This is a genomic window from Cytobacillus dafuensis, from assembly GCF_007995155.1.
GTDB classification, from domain to species: domain Bacteria; phylum Bacillota; class Bacilli; order Bacillales; family Cytobacillaceae; genus Cytobacillus; species Cytobacillus dafuensis.
In genome coordinates, this window is record NZ_CP042593.1 from 2294634 (window position 1) to 2311648 (window position 17015).

Below are 17015 nucleotides of genomic sequence, written 5' to 3' on the forward strand. Positions count from 1 at the left end.
TTCCATTTTCCTCACTATATTTTATCATTTTCCAATTGAAAATTCTTTACAAATGAAAAATAGCTGGAATAAAAAAGAATGAGCTTTCGTTTACGATAGCTCATTCCAATAATGAATTAAAGGTATTATTATTCAATCTTAAAGTGTTCAATAGAGTCTCGTAACTCATAAGATAATTTGCGTAGATTTTCAGAGATTTTTTCCACCTCGTGAACGGATTGCTTCTGCTCTTCGGTAATACTTGTTACTTCTTCAACTCCAGCCGATGTTTGTTGAGAAATGGATACAACACTATCAACGGAAGATGAGATGGATTGGCTACTTTCTGCAAGTATTTCACTAGCATTAGCAATTTCATCAATATCTGTTGCAAGGCTATCCATTAATCCAAACATACTTCTAAAGCCACTAGCAGTGTTTACAACCATTTCTGCTCCTTCAACGGCAAATTCTTTTCCATTTTCAATATTTTCTAATGCTTTTGAAGAATCTAATTGAATTTCAGTGATTAGGACAGAGATTTTTTCAACAGATTCCCGGCTTTGTTCAGCGAGTTTCTTTACCTCATTTGCTACAACTGCAAAGCCTCTTCCTTGCTCGCCAGCCCTCGCTGCTTCAATTGACGCGTTGAGAGAGAGAAGGTTCGTTTGTTCAGCTATATCATGGATCAAGGCTGTAATATCATTAATTGTTTGAAGTTTTAAATCGAGCTCCTTCATGATAGCAGCAGATTCCACTGATTGATTGACAATGCGATTCATTTTATTATTCATATTTTCCATTGCAACCTGTCCTTCAGAAGTCACCGTTTTTGTTTCTCTTGCATGTCCAACAATTTTACTTATGCGATCAGACATTGAGCGGACAGCGAGGTCATTGTTATCAATATGTGAAGATATATTAACCATTTCCGAAGCTAGCTGATCAGACCCACAAGCTACTTCGTCCATTGCAGAACTCACTGTTTTAGTAACGTTGGAGGATACATTTGATTGATCGTTAAGGATCCTTGAGTCATTTTCTACCTGAACGATTAAGCGATTCATTTTAACAGCCATATCTCTTAAGCTATCGATTAAGTGATTCACAGAATTAAAGAGATCTCCTATCTCATCTTTTGATTTTACATCCATTTTTTTAGATAAATCACCATTCGCGACTACCTTCAAAAATTCAGAAAGCTTTTTAATAGGTCCAATGAAAAATCTGGCAAAGAAAAAGCTGATAATAATAGAAACAATTAGTAACACAATGATAATAATAATTTGGATGGATAATAGCTTTGAAAAAATTGCTTGAAGTTCATTTTCAGCTGATGCAATTCTCTTACTCATATTTTGTGAAATTTGATTAGAAAATGATTTTATTTCTTCCTGAGAAATAACGGAGAAAATTTGCCATCCAGTTTCTTCCTCTTTATCACTAACATAAGTTACTTGATTGATGTCTAAATAAATATTTCCATCTTTTTTTTCTTTAAATATCGGCAGAGAAGAGATGTTTTCATTTTTTAACACAAGTTCATGATCTTTATAGGCGAGTAATGCTCCTTCTTTATCTGTTAATATGACATAACCTGAGTTTCCAACTTTTGTATCTGCTATAGAAGCGGTTAATTTCTCAAGCGAAAGATCAACTCCCAGTACTCCGTACAGTTCATTATTTTTGTACAAAGGCATACTTACAGTAATCATATAAGTATCAGTACCAGCGTCAAGATAGGCATCTGTTATAAAGTATGAGTCTTTCTCTGCATCTTGAAGTGGAGAATACCATGGCCTTGTTGTAGGGTCATAGCCAGCTGGTAATGGATAATCATTTGGATAAATAATGAACTCCTTATTTTCAGTGCCAATATACATATTTGTAATCAGTTCATTTTGTTTAGCAATTTTTTCAAATAAGGCTGTAATTTCCTCAGGATTATTTGAAAAAACCTCATCAAAGCTAGCGATAATTGCCAAATCACTCTTTGCTCCTGAAATAATTTGTTTAATTGATGATTTTACATTTTTAGTTTCATGATAGGTCAAAGTGCCTGCATAATGTTCAGCGAATCCGCTTACATCTCTTTGGGCATCTGATGCAAGCCCACTTGTTAAATCTCTTCCATTATCCGAATATAGATTAACAGAAATAAAGGTAAATCCAGTACAAACTGAAATAATCAGTATCATTGTAGATAATACACCTACAATTAATTTTGTCTTTAATGACATAGAATCCCCCCAAACCCCTTACTACTAGTATTATAATATAAGGGAAAAAAGGCCTAGCTATTAAATATGACATTTATATTACATTTTCAGAGAAATTAACATATTCAAACCTTTTTAAATATTTCCTAACATATGCTGCTGAATATCTTTATATTTATTCATTGCATCTTGCAAGCCAAATTTTGAAGCGTCATTAAGCGGGACAACCCGATAGTTCTTTAGCTTTTGATTTGATACGTAGGTAGGGAAAAAATCTGGATTATTTAATTTAATTTTTACCCCTTCCTCATCAATGATTTTTGTCACTTCAATGGTTGCCATCCCCCCAATGTCCTTATAATCTCGATATTGGCCGGATAGAAAATTACCTAAGGAATAAACGATGAGTGCTTCATGACCATTAGGTGATTTCATCCATTCCATAGGCTGTAAAACATGAGGGTGGTGGCCGAACAAAATATCTATTCCTTCATTAGTTAAAAACTGAGCCAATTCCTTTTGTTCTGCTGTTGGAAATCGCTGATATTCATTTCCCCAATGAAGACTCATAACAACTACGTCTGCTGCGTTTTTTGCACGGTGTATTTCTTCTTTCATTGCTTGTTTATCAATTAAGTTTACAAGATAATCTTTTCCCTTTGGGGTGGGAATCCCGTTTGTTCCGTATGTATAAGACAAATAAGCTATTTTTATTCCATTTTTGTTTAGAATGACTAATGATTGCTGATCCTCTTTCGTTGTAAAAGTGCCTACATGTGGGAGGCCAATCTTATCCATATAATTTATTGAACGAATCAGGCCTTTTTCCCCTTTATCCAGTGAATGATTGTTTGCAGTAGATACAATATCAATACCTGCTTCAAGTAAAGCATCCCCAACCTCTTGGGGGCTATTGAATAGCGGGTAACTAGAAATACCAATTTCTGTACCTCCAAGAATCGTTTCTTGATTAGCTAACAGTAAATCCGGTTCTTGTAATACATTTTTAATGTGTTGCAACATTGGATTGAAATCATAACCAGTTCTCGTTTTTGCATCGTTATACACCCAATCATGAATTAGAATATCTCCAATGGCTCCTAGAGTAATCGTTTCGCTAAAATATTTTGGACTAACAAAAGCCTGCCTTGCCTCGTGAGATTGAACTTGAAAATTGATCATTTTTTTGTGATTGTTTTTTTGGTACATATTAAAAAGTAGATAAGAGGAGAAAAAAATTAATGCCATACAAAAAAGAATGGAAAAATAAATTGACCGATTCTTCATATTAATCTCCTTAACTTAAAGTTTATATATACTATAATACAAGATTGCGAATTATTCGATAAAAACCCAAAATATTGTAAAAGCATTTCGTTCGAAAGATTTTTTGAGGTAGTGTATAATATTGTAAAATAATATTAATGAGGTGATTGGATGATAAAGTTGACTGGGAGCGCAGCAACTATTCTTGCAGAAGCGATCAGTAACGAACAGAAGGATCTATCGGAGAAGCTGTATATTCGCTTATCAATGGGAATTGGCTGAGGGGGGCCACAATTAAAGCTGTCTCTGGAAGAGCAGCCATTAAGTGAAGATAAAGAATTTGAAATAGAAGGAATAAATCTTTTAATTCACGAGAAGGATTATGTTTACTTTGATCATACAAAACTTGATTATGTCAAAGATATCTTTGGTATTGGAAGATTTAAATTATTAAAAATTTGAAAAAGCGGCATCCTTTTGGAGCCGCTTTTCTTACACGTTAAGAAAGTATAAATTGCCAGCGCAGAAGATGATTCGACGTAGTTGCCAATTTTAGGAATTAAGTACGACGGACAGGATGTCCTAGTCAGGCGAATGCCACACGATGTGGCGTGTATGAGCGCGATAAGTGCAACTTCGCCTCTGTCTTCGCCTTTCCAAGGCTCGCCAATCGGCGAGTTTTCTTTACGAAAATAATGGTAATTCTAATTTGAAAATGGTTCCTTTTCCTTGCGTGCTGGTAATATACATATTGCCATCGTGATCCTCGAGGATTTTCTTGCAAATGGGAAGACCGATACCTGTACCAGTTTCTTTTGTGGAATAAAACGGTATAAATAAATGTTTCATTGTTTCTTCCGTCATTCCACAGCCATTATCTTCAATGATAATATAGACAGAAGCATCATTAACTTCAACAGAAAGTTGTATTAGTCCATATTCATTATTTCTCTTAATAGATATTGCTTCAATCGCATTCTTTATAATATTGACCAAAACCTGTTTCAATTGCTTTCCGTTAGCCAAAACGATAGGGGATTGATCTGATAATTTGACATTAATTTGAATATTCTTGAGCAAGCCTTCACTTTCATAAAGAATAGCAATATCTTTCACAATTTTATTTAATGAGATTTCGGATTTCTTATTTTCCTGAGGCTTTGTGGAATTCAAAAATTCAAAGATAAGATCATTTGCCCGATTAATTTCCTCAAGGGCAATCTCTGCATATTGCTCTTTGCCAATTTCGATTAAGTATGGTTTTAATAGCTGAATGAAACCTTTTACAGTAGTTAGCGGATTTCTAATTTCATGAGCTATCCCAGCAGCTAGCTTGCTAATGTTTGTAATATATTCTGAATGAATGGATGCTTCATGAACTTCTTGTTTCGCATTATCTATGATTTTTTCATTATCAATCATTTGCTCAATGAAATGAAGGGGAGTTAATTTAGATTCATTTATAGATGGGTCGATTTCTTTTTCAACTGGATAGCAAAATAGGTGAAAATTGTTATCCTCGTCCTCCATTTTATATATTCGATATAAGTTCCTCTTGTTGTTAATATTCAAATATACATCAACAGTATTTTTCAAAAATAGGTCCGATTCAAATCTTTCAATCTCATTTTTGTCCATTAACAAAGTGAAAATCTTTTCATGACAAATAGTTCCGAAATGTTTGGATGCTGCTAAGATCCGGAATTGATGGTCAATAAAAAAATAGGGAAAAGGCAGATTTTCTAATAATGCTCCTGACAAGTTCAAAACTAACCACCTCATATTAGATTCGTATAAGAGAAACAAAGTCCGGGAATTTGTTTACAATCTAATCTATGACGAAAAAGCTCATTTTATGTTTTGTTATGTATAAAAATTGAATCAATATAAAAAATGTAAGACTTTCCTACTATTATCATACCAAAAAAATGATGGTTATCAATAACGAACAATAGCATCTTTTAATTCGAACGTAGAATCAATTAGAAGTTTTCGGATGGATTGGAGGATATGACAGAATAAAAGAGGGAATGTGAACAAAAAAAAGCAGCGTATTTTCGTATACTGCTGCTTTTGTTTATTGATTATTTACATTATGATTATAGCCATTTTATTTTCGGCTCCGTTTTGTTTATTATCCGTTTAATATTTGCTCGATGCCTATAGATTACAAAAAAGGCAAGAATTGAAACAACAATTATAAGGGGAATATCCCCAATGACTAAGGAATAAATAACAGCTACAATTCCGGCAAGTATTGACGAAAGGGATACATATTTTGTTAAGTATAAACAAACAAAGAACGCTAAAAAAATAATAATAAACATCGGGTAAGCGTAGCCTAAAAGAACACCGCCAGATGTAGCAACTGCTTTTCCGCCTTTAAACCCAGCAAATAATGGGTACATATGTCCAACAACAGCGAAAATACCTACAATTAATGGATGTAATTCAGAACCGAAGAGTAATGGAAGCAATACTGCTAGCGTACCTTTTAAAATATCCGCAATTGTAACAATCAATCCCGCTTTAACACCTAATGTCCGAAATGTATTTGTTCCTCCTAAGTTTCCGCTGCCATGCTGGCGTATATCTATCCCGTGAAAGACTTTACCTACGATTAATCCAGATGGGATAGAGCCAATTAAATAAGCTAAGACAATAATTATTCCGTTCACTACCATGAAAAATTCTCCTTCAACATTATCTGCGTATCTCTTATTGTATCATGTCCATTATTATACACGCCATGTCCAATCCTGAAAAATACATCTTTAAAAAAATAAATATATGTATTTTTTAATAAAAATCATTTGTATTGAAACTTTTCTTCATTTAATTTCGTTTGTTAAAAGGAGATGGTGAATTTAGGAAGATCAAATCCGTGAAAACTCCTTCCCATTAACTGATTTTTTCGTTACGATAGTTTCAAGGAGGAAAGTGAATGGCACGTGTTGAATATCACAAACAAAAGCCGCTAGCAAAGAAATGGATAATAGCGGGTATATTGTTTGCTTTTTTCTTAATAATTTCTAGTATTTTACTATTGTTATATCCATTTGCATCATCTGTAAAAGAATCTTACTTCAAAGGTGAAAATCCAATTTTATTCGAAGGGAAGCAGGTAGGAAATGCTATTATTGAAGGAAATAGTGTTTATATGCCAATTTCCTTTATTAAGGAATTTCTAGATGATTCAATTATGTTTGATGAGAAATCGGAATCCATTATTATTACTACAAAAAATAAAGTAGTTCAAATGCCATCGGAATCACTCACATATTATGTGAATGAAGAGCCGGTCCAATTGCATTTTTCAGCTTTTAAAATGGAGAATAATGAAATGTATTTGGCTATTGAGCCATTACTCGCATATTACCCAATAGAATATTCGATTTTACCTGAAACAAATGCCATTTGGATCAAAAAAGATGGTCAGGAAATGCACCATGCAAAAATTACTGAAAAGGATGTTAATGAAGAGAAACTCCGATTAAGAAAGGATCCAAGCTTACAAACCCCATATACTGCTCAAGTTAAAAATGGTGAAAAACTTTATATCGAAGCCGAGAAGGAAGATTACTATTTTATTAGAAAAGAAAATGGTGTGGCGGGATATTTGAAAAAAGACCTCGTCACAGAAGGAGACATTGAAAAAATAGCCGTCCATCAAGAAAAAGAAGAGGTTGTCTTGCCAAAAATTGAAGATCCTATCCAGCTTACATGGGAAGCTGTGTACACCAAAAACCCTGACACTGCTAAAATACCACTGATGCCAGGTGTCAATGTTGTTTCCCCTACATGGTTTGAACTAGGTGATACAAATGGAGCAATAAAAAATATAGGCTCTCTTGATTATGTAAATTGGGCACAAAAGCAAGGCTACCAAGTGTGGGGGCTATTTTCCAATGCTTTTGATCCTGCTTTAACCCATGAAGCATTTAAAAATTTTGAGACTAGACAAAATATGATTCGCCAGCTCCTTCATTTTAGTCAAATGTACCATTTAAATGGAATTAATCTTGATATTGAAAATGTAAATACGGAAGATGGTCCACTGATTACACAATTTGTACGGGAAGCGGTACCATACTTTCATGAAGCAGGTCTCATAGTTTCAATGGATACTACCTTTATTTCTAGCAGTGGAAATTGGTCTGCTTTTTATGAACGGGATAAGCTTGCAAGCCTTGTTGACTATATGGTTGTTATGGCATATGACGAGCATTGGGGCACGTCTCCGAAAGCAGGTAGTGTAGCTAGCTTACCTTGGGTAGAAGACAACTTGAAAAGACTGCTTGAAGTTGTTCCTAATGACCGATTAATTTTAGGTGTTCCATTATATGCTAGGTTGTGGGAGGAAAAGAATACTGGTGAAGTTTCCTCTAAGGCGCTTTCGATGGGAAAGGTAAAGCAATGGCTGAAGGATAATGAGTTAACTCCTGTTTATGATGAGGCAAGCGGACAAAATTATGCTGAGCTTTATTCAGAAGAAAAGCAAGCAACTTATAAAATCTGGCTTGAGGATGAGCTATCTTTAAGAAAACGTTCAGAGTTAGCACAGAAATATGAATTGGCTGGCGTAGCTAGCTGGTCCAGGTATTTTGCGGATGAATCTGCATGGGCTGCATTATCGCTCCAGAATGAACAAATAACAAAAAAATAAGTGAGTATAAACATAAATGGCTAGGAAAACCTTTCTTAGCCATTTTTTTAAAAATAAAAGGCGGTTACCTATTCGTGCAAGTAACCGACCTTTCGAATTTCAAAATATTAAAATTCCTTTAAACTTCAACTTCAATATGTTTAAACAACTTCACATTAAACAACCCAATATCTGTAAGTTTTATCTCTGGAATTACCGGTAGGGCTAAGAATGAAAGTGTTACAAAAGGATTGAATTCCATTGTACAGCCAATTTTTATTAAGGATTGATTTAGTTCCTCTATTCTTTCATAGATGTATTGCGAATCCATATTTGACATTAAGCCTGAAATCGGAAGAGGGAGGGAGGCGAGCAATTGTCCGTCTTCAACGATCACAAGACCACCTTTCATCTCAGCTGTTAAAGAGATTGCTGTAATAAGATCATCATCATTTGTACCCGCAGCAACAATATTATGTGAATCATGTGAAACAGTTGATGCGATGGCACCACTTTTCATTTCCAAACCTTTTATTATCCCCAGCCCTATATTGCCTGTATTATGATGGCGTTCAAGAACAGCTATTTTTAGATGATCGTCAATTGTATTAGGTTGAAAAAAACCGTTTACATTTTTTACTTCTTCAATTAGATGCTTCGTGATAATCATATTAGGGATGATTTTAATAATATTTGCTTTTTTTCCTTCACTAACTTTAATATTTAAATCATTTTTAGATATAGGGCTAATATTCACGCTATCAATAATAGATGGAAAGGGCGTGATTTTTGATTGGGATGTATTGATCACAGTTCCATTTTTAGCGACAAGCTTTCCACTTTTAAAAACCTGTTCAATATCAATTGAATCAAGCTCGTTTAATAGAAGAAAATCTGCTTCGTATCCAGGGGCAATAGCACCTTTTGTTTTTAAACCGAAACATTCAGCTGCATTTAGGGTAGCCATTTGAATAGCTAGCAGCGGGTCCAAACCTTCTTTAATAGCTGCCTTTACATTATAATTAATGCTTCCTTCATTAACGAGTTCATCTAAATGCTTATCATCAGTAACAAATAAGCAGCGGCGTGCATTGTTTTCATTGACAGCTTTCAATAAAGATACTAAATCCTTTGCAGCGGATCCTTCCCTTAGCATTACGTACATCCCTCTACGAAGTCGATCTAATGCTTCTTGGGAAGATACACACTCATGGTCTGTTCGGATTCCAGCGGCCATGTAAACATTAATGCCGTCTGCGTCTATTCCAGAAGCATGCCCGTCTATACATTTTCCTTTTAATTCAGCATCTAATAACTTACTCAGCATTTTTTCATCTTTATATAAAATAGAGGGGTAATCCATGACTTCACCAAGGCCAATCACTCTTGGATGGGAATAAAATGGTGACAAATCTGTGTGATCAAGTGTTGCGCCCGAGTTTTCAAAATGTGTCGCAGGGACACAGGATGGCAGCATAAATAGGACATCTAGAGGAATTCCTTCAGATGCATTGAGCATATATTCGATTCCATCAGAACCAGAAACATTAGCGATTTCATGTGGATCTGCAATGATCGTTGTTACACCGTGAGGAAGAACTACATTTGAAAATTCAGAAGGTGTGACCATTGCAGATTCAATATGAACATGCCCATCGATAAAGCCTGGCACGATATATTTACCTGCTGCATCAATCGTTTCATATCCTTCAAAATCTCCTATCCCAGCAAAATATCCATCTACAATGGCAATACTGTCAGTTAATATTTCTCTTGTAAAAACATTAATAATTTTTCCGTTTTTTACTACAAGATCTGCTGGGATTCTTTTCGCTGCTACATCTATTCTTTTTTTTAGCATTTCTTTAGAAAGCATCAATCATGATCCCTCTTTCAAATCGGTTTAATGACCGCCCATAATAAAGTTAATGATGAAAGCGATACTTACAATATACATAATCCAATGGATTTCTTTTGTTTTTCCAGTGAGAAGCTTGAGAAGTGTATATGAAATAAATCCGAAAGCCAAGCCTGTTGCAATACTATACGTTAGCGGCATTAAGATGATCGTTAAGAAAACCGGAATGACATCTGTAAAATCATCAAAACTTATATTTTTAACTTCGCTAATCATTAAGGCCCCAACAAGAATTAAAATTGGTGCGGTCGCGACGGAAGGGACGAAGACAATTAACGGCGCGAAAACGAGTGCCAAAAGGAACAACACGCCCACTGTAAGTGCCGTTAAGCCGGTTCTTCCGCCTTCTTGAATACCTGTTGCATTTTCTACATAGGCATTTAATGCTGTACTTCCGAGTGTTGCACTGGCCATGGTTCCGATTGCATCTGCTTGGAGGGCACGATCCAAATTTTGAATTTTACCATTTTGATCTACTAATCCTGCCTTCTTTGTTAACCCAATAAGTGTGGCTAAATTATCGAATAATTCAACGATGGTGAAGGAGAAAATAACTGAGATAATTCCATAGGCAATTGCACCTTTAATATCCATCGCTAAGAAGGTATCTGCTAAACTAGGCAGGTTGAAGGAAACAATATCACTAACCGATTTCGGGAATGCAATGAAACCAGTAATCATTGCAATGATGCTTGTGGCAAGAATGCTGATTAGAAGAGCACCTTTAATCTTTTTAGCCATTAAAAAAGCTGCTACGATTAAGCCCAGAAGCGCTAGAAGTGGCCCGAGGCTTGTTACATCGCCTAATGCTACAAAGGTAGCTTCATTTGCTACAATCAACTTAGCATTTGAAAAGCCGATAAAGGCAATAAATAATCCGATACCAACTCCAATAGCCGATTTCAAGACACTTGGAACTCCATCAACAATTTTTTGGCGTATTCCAGTAATGGTTAATATTAAAAATACAATCCCTGAAATAAAAACGGCTCCTAGAGCAGTTTGCCATGTAAGCCCGTGGCCGAGTACAACTGTGTAGGCAAAAAAGGCATTTAATCCCATGCCTGGAGCTACTGCTACTGGATAATTAGCCCAAAGTGCCATAAGGATGGTACAGAATACACTCGCATAAATTGTAGCAGCCAGCGCAGCTTCTTTTGGTATGCCAGCATCAGCCAATATTGCGGGATTGACAAAAATAATATAGCTCATAGTTAAGAATGAAGTGACACCTGCAAGTATTTCTGTACGAACATTTGTGTTGCGCTCAGTTAGTTTAAACATTCTTTCTAAAAGTGAATTTTTCGAAGAAGGTGGGAGGTTGGATCCTAAACCCTTTTCAATCATGGACATGAAAGATCACTCCTTAACTTATTATTGGCCAAACTGATCAACAATGATAAATAAAGTGAAACTTATAGCGGTTCAATAAAAATATCCATTATACCTCCGCAAATCCCACCATCCTCATAAAAGAGACCATTCGTAAGATCCACGATGTGTTTCGCAGGTCTCTTCGTTTGAATCACCTCAAGAGCTTTACGAATGACTTCAGCTTCTCCACAGCCACCTCCAATCGTTCCTTCTATTGTTCCATTTGAAAAGACGATCATTTTGCTGCCTGTTTTTCTTGGAGTAGAGCCTTTTGTACGAATAATCGTTGCCAGTGCTGCAACCTCACCTCCTTTCTGGATTTCCATCGTTCTATACAAAAACTGAAGCTGCTTCAAGTTGTAGCCCCCTCATGAAATCCCATTTTCGCAAAATCTCTAATTCGAGTGCTTAAAGACTGGCCTGATTTTTGATTTTTGATTTTTAGAATTTCTGCCATAATACTTACTGCGATTTCTGAGGGTGTTTCCGCTCCAATGTCAAGGCCAACCGGTGTATAGAGGTGATCAAAGCTTTCCATAGGAAAATCTTTTTTCAGCTCTTCGAACACTCCGGAAATACGCCTTCTACTCCCAATCATTCCAATGTATGCAGCTTTTTCCTCACGCTTAAGCAACTCTTGTAAACTTAAAACATCATATTTATGTCCGCGTGTGAGAAGGAGGACATAGGTTTGATCGCTTAAATTGAGGTCTTTAAAATATTGCATGTAAGATTCACAGATAACCTCGTCAACATCCGGAAAACGGTCTCTATTGGCATAATCGGGGCGATCATCAATAACCGTGACGAAGAATCCAAGCATTTTTCCCACATGTGCAACTGGTTCACATACATGACCAGCTCCTGCAACAATTAAATGAAGTGGGACGGGGAAATATTCAGCGAAACATTCGATATTGGTTTCATTCCATTGAAATGAAAAGGTGCCGGATCGTTTTCTTGTTATGAGTCTTTCGCAGCTTTGGAAGATTTTGCTCTGAATGGTAGGGGAGAGAGGAGCTTCGGTATAGAAATCCCCATTTGGCCATACGAGAGCCTTTTCGCCAATTAAACTTTGCTCTGAATGTTCTGTAAAAGTAATTAAAATAATTTCCTCACGCTTCTCAAGTGATTGAGTTATTTTATTAAATAAGCTTTGCTTTATCATTTCATTCACCTAGAAGTGTGGACATTTTGTTTTTTTAATTCTTTTAATGCGTTAAAGATTCTTTCTGGTGTAGCTGGCAAATGGTAGATTCTTACTCCAGTTGCATCGTATATAGCCGACACGATGGCTGCAATAATTGGAATCATGACCACTTCACCAATTCCTTTTGCTCCAAAAGGACCAGAATCCTCGGGTGTATCCTCAACTGGGAAGGTTTCAATTAATGGCGTTTCCCGTATGGTTGGAATAATATAGTCGGTAAAATTTCGTGTTTTATGGTAACCGTTTTCGATGACAACATCCTCATAAAGGGTGTACCCAATTCCCATTACTGCTCCACCTTCGGCTTGGCCTTCTAGTCCTTGAGGATTTATGACCTTACCTGCATCAGGAATGGAAACGACTCGAAGTACATCTGTTTCTCCAGTAAGTGTATCTATTTCAACCATGACAACATGGGTTAAATAGCCATAAAGGTGGTGGGGGGCTCCTCCAGATCCTTCGATTTCTACTCTTTCTTTTGGAAGGATAAAGTGACCCTCGACTCTCGTGCTTCGATGATGCTCAAACAGGTATTGATGTATGGTTTGGTAGTTTACTGCTTTTCCATTTGCATTTAAGCAATTTGGCAGAACTTCTATTTTAGATGGAGGGACATTTAATAATTCAGCAGCAGTATTTGTAAGAAGCTTTACCATATTGGGGGCTGCAGTTGCTACAGCTCTTCCTCCTGTATAGGTTGAACGTGATGCTGTAACCGTACCGCCGTCTAAAGTGCGGGATGTATCTCCCTGTACAACTTTTATGTTGTTTATATCGCAATTTAAGATTTCGGCAGCAACCTGTGCATAGGCGGTGCTATTTCCTCCACCAATTTCTTCACAACCAACAGCAACTAGGAATTTTCCATCTGGAAGAATTTCAATTGAAGCAGCTCCATAGTCTGGTAATCCGATTCCCATTCCAATTCCGTGAAAGGAAGTTGCTAAAGCTACTCCTCTTTTTTTCCAAGGCTCGCTTACTTCTGATTTATATTGGCTTCGATTTTTCCAAAGATCGCAATTTTCGGCAAGCTCTAGCGTTTTATATGTACCAACGCTTGACTTGACAATATGTCCTAAGCTAGAAATCTCGCCTTGGTGGTATACGTTTTTCTTTCGGATTTCAACTTTATCCATATTTAGCTGTTCGGCAATCATGTCCAAATGAGTTTCGATTCCCATACAAACTTGGTTTACACCAAAACCTCTAAATGCACCTGAGATGCCATTATTTGTATAAACACAAAAGCCTTCAAGGTTTACGTTGGGAATTTTATATGGTCCACAGCTATGCTCAATTGCAAGAGCAATAACTGCACCTCCAAGGGATGCATATGCACCAGTATCTGCAACGGCTCGCACTTCATTTGCAATTAATGTTCCGTCTTTTTTTGCTGCCGTTTTCATATGAACCTTGAAAGGATGTCTTTTTATTCCTGCAATCACGGATTCTTCACGGCTTAAATGGATTTTAACCGGCCGTCCATTTGTATGCATGGCGAGAAGGGCAAGATATATTTGCACTGTAATTTCATCCTTGCCGCCAAATGCACCACCAATTGGACTGGATATCACTCGAATTCGTTCAGGATTATAGGCAAGAGCACGAGCGATTTGCATACGATCACGATGTGCATATTGCCCTGGACAGTGGATGGTGATGAATCCGTCAGCATCCATGACGCCCCAGCCGCCTTCTGTTTCAATAAAAGCGTGCATTTGACGTGGTGAATAAAATGTATTTTCAACAATAATATCCGCTTCTATAAAAGCTTCTTCTGTATTTCCATTCTTTATTTTGACATGGCTATGAATATTTCCATCTGGATGGAGCTGGGGTGCTGAAGCTGTCATCGCTTTTTCGGCATCCGTCACAACTTCTAGCAACTCATATTCAACATCAATTAATTCAAGAGCCCGTTCAGCTATTTCTTCCGATTCAGCAGCAACTAAGCAAATAGCATCACCAGTGCAACGAACAATATTCGAACATAATATAGGCTGGTCAGGAATTACAATCCCAAATCCATTAAAACCTGGTATATCCTTATGAGTAAGAACACAGACTACACCTGGAAGTTTTTCTGCATTTAATGTATGAATGGATTTAATTTTTGCGTGAGGATATTTAGCTCGCAATACCTTTCCCCAGACCATATTGTCAAAATGGAGATCAGTCATATATTTTAATTCACCAGTCACTTTTTCTGGACCGTCAATTCTTTTAACTCGCTTTCCAACCCAATTTAAGGATTGTTCATTTTTCGTTGTATTTAACTGTTTCATTTGCTTTCCCATCTCCTCATTAGTCGGTAGAGGCCTCGCTCTAAGAGTGAACTCGCCATATCACGTCTGTACTCTGCTGTAGCTCTAACGTCAGTAATTGGCATCACTTCTTTCCAAGCCACCTTTGCGATGTTCTGAATCATTTCATCTGTAAGGGGATGAAGAGTGAGGATGGATTCACATTTTTTTGCCCGGATAATCGTTGGTGCAACGGAGCCAAATGCAATTTTTCCACTTAATACTTGACGGTCCTTCGCCATCAATAATGAAATGGCTACATTCACAATTGAAATGGATTGTGCCTTACGTGGACCAAGCTTTTGAAAGATCCCAATTTCATTTTCGCCCTGAGGTTGAACAATAATATTCGTAATCATTTCATTTTTTTTCAAAATAGTTCTTCCTGGTCCTGTGAAAAATTCCTCAATAGGAACAATGCGTTTTGATTTATTTGTACTAAGTTCTAAAAGGGTGTTAAGTACATACAATGCTGGAAGTGTATCTCCAGCTGGGGAAGCTGTTCCAATATTGCCGCCAATCGTACCTACATTTTGCATCTGAATGGCTCCAACTTCTCGTGATGCTTCAACAAGAACATTTGCTTTTTTTTGCAGGAGGGAGGAGCTGATGATATCGGTATGTGTTGTTAAGGGACCAATATGGATTGCACCGTCTTTTTCGATAATGTAACGTAATTCTCTTAATCCTTTTATATTTACCCATGTACTGGGTCTCCATTTTCCTTCTTTCATTCGAACTACGGCATCAGTACCGCCTGCTATTAACTTCAAAACCTTCTCCTCATTGGCTATTATTGAAAGACATTCTTCTAATGTGGCAGGGGTGACAACCTCAATTTCAGAGACAAGCATGAACAATCCTCCTATCCAAAAAATTAAGTCTATCTAGTATCGTTAATTACCGCACAGATTTATCTTCATAGCATTTTGATAATCTTCGGGCGTGTTTATATTTAGTCCAATTAAGATACTATCAATAGGAACCTCAATAATTTGATTTTCATATTTTCGAATAATATTTCTTAGACCTTGTGTTTTTTCATTTATTAAGAGAAGATCACTAATAATTTTTCTGGAAAAAAGAATCGGATGCCCTCTCTTTCCTTTATTAATAGGAATAGAAATAGGCTGGTCTGTATCTTTCATCGAAAGAACAAGTTGATTAATGATTTTATAATCGACTGGCTGATCTACTGAAGAAACTAGAATCATCTTAGAATCTTTGTTAGCTGCTTGGAGTCCACAAATTATAGAAGAACATTTTCCTTTTTTGAAATTCTCATTATATATTGTTTTCACTGGATATTTATTTGCTATATGTAAAAAGAGTTCCGCCTCATGCCCTAGAATAACAATAATGTCCGAAAGTGAAGATTGCAGCAGCATTTGCAGTTGATGCTCAAATAAGGTCTTTCCCTCCCAAGACAGGAGACCTTTATGAGTTAGCGGCTGCATGCGTTTAGACTGTCCAGCTGCAAGAAGAATGGCAGTCCCAATCATTAATTTGTTAATATCCCTTTTATGCCTAATTCTTTTTCAGCGGCAGTTCTAATTGCTTTTATTATTTTTGTATAACCTGTACAGCGGCATAGATTGCCTCCAAGAGCAGTTTTTATTTCATCTTCAGCGGGAACATAATCAATCCCATTAAGGAATGCTTTCGCGGATACTATAATTCCAGGTGTACAATAACCGCATTGAGTAGCACCTTCAGCTACAAAGGATTCTTGAATAATATCCATGTTTGAAGTCAATCCAACTCCTTCACATGTAATAATTTCCTGATTATTAACCTGACTAATAAGTAATAAACAAGAACATGCTGCCTCACCGTTTAGCAGAACAGAGCATGATCCACATTCACCTTTTCCACAGCACTCTTTACTGGCAGTTAACTGAAGGTCTTCCCTTAATACATCTAGTAAAGTTTTAGTAGGATGGCATAGGACTGTACTACTTGAACCATTCACTTTTAAATGAAATGTTCGCATTGTTTACCTCCTTGAATTGAAATGTTATTAATAAATCATTCATACAAAATTTACTAATTTATTATTAGTCTGGAATAGTAATGGTAAAGTAAAGGGTCGATGTTTTTC

Annotated in this window: 13 protein-coding genes; 1 reads left to right on the top strand and 12 read right to left on the bottom strand. The window is 36.5% G+C overall.

What is annotated here, in order from left to right; genetic code table 11:
* Positions 1-128: 128 nt before the first annotated feature.
* The 4 genes from FSZ17_RS10880 to plsY form a co-directional block, all read right to left on the bottom strand.
* A complete protein-coding gene (locus tag FSZ17_RS10880; RefSeq protein WP_057770179.1) occupies positions 129-2219 on the bottom strand; it encodes a methyl-accepting chemotaxis protein in 2091 nt (696 codons plus the stop codon).
* 114 nt (positions 2220-2333) lie between these two features.
* Positions 2334-3485, bottom strand: a complete 1152-nt coding sequence (locus FSZ17_RS10885; protein WP_057770181.1) for a CapA family protein — start codon at positions 3483-3485, stop codon at positions 2334-2336.
* A gap of 663 nt (positions 3486-4148) precedes the next feature.
* Positions 4149-5231, bottom strand: coding sequence for an ATP-binding protein (locus tag FSZ17_RS10890; RefSeq protein ID WP_057770183.1), 1083 nt, complete (start codon positions 5229-5231; stop codon positions 4149-4151).
* Between the two features lie 332 nt (positions 5232-5563).
* The gene (gene plsY, locus FSZ17_RS10895; protein ID WP_057770185.1) at positions 5564-6148 is read right to left on the bottom strand and encodes a glycerol-3-phosphate 1-O-acyltransferase PlsY; all 585 of its coding nucleotides are present in this window, start codon (positions 6146-6148) and stop codon (positions 5564-5566) included.
* A 260-nt stretch (positions 6149-6408) separates the two neighbouring features.
* Here plsY and FSZ17_RS10900 point away from each other — a divergent pair, with 260 nt between their 5' ends.
* Positions 6409-8130 (top strand): glycosyl hydrolase family 18 protein, encoded by a 1722-nt coding sequence (locus FSZ17_RS10900; RefSeq protein ID WP_057770187.1) that lies wholly within the window; start codon positions 6409-6411, stop codon positions 8128-8130.
* A gap of 118 nt (positions 8131-8248) precedes the next feature.
* Here FSZ17_RS10900 and ade read toward each other — a convergent pair whose 3' ends face one another.
* From ade to FSZ17_RS10940, 8 genes are all read right to left on the bottom strand, one after another.
* Complete coding sequence (gene ade / locus FSZ17_RS10905; RefSeq protein ID WP_057770189.1) at positions 8249-9988, bottom strand: adenine deaminase; 1740 nt, start codon at positions 9986-9988, stop codon at positions 8249-8251.
* A gap of 24 nt (positions 9989-10012) precedes the next feature.
* The gene (locus tag FSZ17_RS10910) at positions 10013-11380 is read right to left on the bottom strand and encodes an NCS2 family permease (protein WP_057770192.1); all 1368 of its coding nucleotides are present in this window, start codon (positions 11378-11380) and stop codon (positions 10013-10015) included.
* A 62-nt stretch (positions 11381-11442) separates the two neighbouring features.
* Complete coding sequence (locus tag FSZ17_RS10915; RefSeq protein ID WP_057770195.1) at positions 11443-11757, bottom strand: XdhC family protein; 315 nt, start codon at positions 11755-11757, stop codon at positions 11443-11445.
* Complete coding sequence (locus FSZ17_RS10920; RefSeq protein WP_228460316.1) at positions 11754-12569, bottom strand: XdhC family protein; 816 nt, start codon at positions 12567-12569, stop codon at positions 11754-11756. Before FSZ17_RS10920 ends, FSZ17_RS10915 begins: the two co-directional genes overlap by 4 nt.
* Positions 12570-12574: 5 nt before the next feature.
* A complete protein-coding gene (locus FSZ17_RS10925; RefSeq protein ID WP_057770197.1) occupies positions 12575-14896 on the bottom strand; it encodes a xanthine dehydrogenase family protein molybdopterin-binding subunit in 2322 nt (773 codons plus the stop codon).
* Complete coding sequence (locus FSZ17_RS10930; protein ID WP_057770200.1) at positions 14893-15768, bottom strand: FAD binding domain-containing protein; 876 nt, start codon at positions 15766-15768, stop codon at positions 14893-14895. Before FSZ17_RS10930 ends, FSZ17_RS10925 begins: the two co-directional genes overlap by 4 nt.
* A 42-nt stretch (positions 15769-15810) precedes the next feature.
* Positions 15811-16416, bottom strand: coding sequence for a nucleotidyltransferase family protein (locus tag FSZ17_RS10935; protein ID WP_057770203.1), 606 nt, complete (start codon positions 16414-16416; stop codon positions 15811-15813).
* Positions 16416-16907 carry a (2Fe-2S)-binding protein gene (locus FSZ17_RS10940; protein WP_057770206.1) on the bottom strand — a complete coding sequence of 164 codons (492 nt, stop codon included), beginning with the start codon at positions 16905-16907 and terminating at the stop codon, positions 16416-16418. Before FSZ17_RS10940 ends, FSZ17_RS10935 begins: the two co-directional genes overlap by 1 nt.
* Positions 16908-17015: the final 108 nt, after the last annotated feature.

Excerpts from the sequence above, each read along its gene's own strand:
- plsY (WP_057770185.1), bottom strand. The coding sequence starts at position 6,148 with ATGGTAGTGAACGGAATAATTATTGTCTTAGCTTATTTAATTGGCTCT.
- FSZ17_RS10930 (WP_057770200.1), bottom strand. The coding sequence starts at position 15,768 with ATGCTTGTCTCTGAAATTGAGGTTGTCACCCCTGCCACATTAGAAGAA.
- FSZ17_RS10880 (WP_057770179.1), bottom strand. The coding sequence starts at position 2,219 with ATGTCATTAAAGACAAAATTAATTGTAGGTGTATTATCTACAATGATA.
- FSZ17_RS10940 (WP_057770206.1), bottom strand. The coding sequence starts at position 16,907 with ATGCGAACATTTCATTTAAAAGTGAATGGTTCAAGTAGTACAGTCCTA.
- FSZ17_RS10935 (WP_057770203.1), bottom strand. The coding sequence starts at position 16,416 with ATGATTGGGACTGCCATTCTTCTTGCAGCTGGACAGTCTAAACGCATG.
- FSZ17_RS10900 (WP_057770187.1), top strand. The coding sequence starts at position 6,409 with ATGGCACGTGTTGAATATCACAAACAAAAGCCGCTAGCAAAGAAATGG.
- FSZ17_RS10920 (WP_228460316.1), bottom strand. The coding sequence starts at position 12,569 with ATGATAAAGCAAAGCTTATTTAATAAAATAACTCAATCACTTGAGAAG.
- FSZ17_RS10925 (WP_057770197.1), bottom strand. The coding sequence starts at position 14,896 with ATGAAACAGTTAAATACAACGAAAAATGAACAATCCTTAAATTGGGTT.
- FSZ17_RS10885 (WP_057770181.1), bottom strand. The coding sequence starts at position 3,485 with ATGAAGAATCGGTCAATTTATTTTTCCATTCTTTTTTGTATGGCATTA.
- FSZ17_RS10910 (WP_057770192.1), bottom strand. The coding sequence starts at position 11,380 with ATGTCCATGATTGAAAAGGGTTTAGGATCCAACCTCCCACCTTCTTCG.